At 65.4% G+C, this 769-nt stretch carries 1 protein-coding gene; it reads left to right on the forward strand.

Annotated elements, in window-relative coordinates:
* Positions 1–77 precede the first annotated feature (77 nt).
* The coding region (locus ABD250_RS17765; RefSeq protein ID WP_486304387.1) for a transposase at positions 78–769 on the forward strand (692 nt) is incomplete at its 3' end.

Below are 769 nucleotides of genomic sequence, written 5' to 3' on the forward strand. Positions count from 1 at the left end.
CGGTGCCGGTCATCGTGTGCTCGTGTCGGTTCTACGCGTGGCAACCAGGCTGCGCGTGATTCCGAACAGGAGGCACGGTGACTGATTACCGATTGGTGATGTCGCTACTGCTGCAGGACAGGTCCTACCGGGACATCGAGGCGATCGCGGGTTGCTCGCACCGCACGGTCGCGAAGGCGAGGAAGGTGTGCCGCGAGCACGGGCTGACCGCCGTCGATCAGGTCGAGGCGCTCAGCGGCGAGGAGATTGACGCCTTGTTCACCGATGGGCGCAAGACGCCGTCGGCGGAGTTCGTGGCCTTCGACGTGGCGGCGACCGTGAAGAAGCGCACGGGCAAGAACAAGCTGCCGCTGCGGGTGCTGTGGGCCAACTACCTCGACAGCGACGGATCGCCGGGGCAGCGACACTACAGTTATCAGCGGTTCTGCCAGATCGTCGGCGAGTACGTCGAGGTCAACGAGCTGACGATGCGGATCACGCACGTGCCCGGGCACACGATGCAGGTCGACTGGGCGGGCACGAAGATGGCGATCTTCGACCCCGTCATCGGTACCAAGACCACAGTGTCGGTGTTCGTGGCGTCGCTTCCGTACTCGGGGTTGGTCTTCGCCTGCGGCTGCCTGGACGAGAAGATGCCGAACTGGCTCGACGCGCACTTACAGGCGTTCGAGTACTTCGGCGGCGCGGCGCAGGTGATCGTCCCGGACAACGCCTCGACGGCGTCGAACCAGATCGCCCGCGGTGACCGGGCCCGCGAGGTCAACCGTGA

Source organism: Dietzia cercidiphylli, assembly GCF_039531545.1.
In the GTDB taxonomy this organism is placed as follows: Bacteria; Actinomycetota; Actinomycetes; order Mycobacteriales; family Mycobacteriaceae; genus Dietzia; species Dietzia natronolimnaea.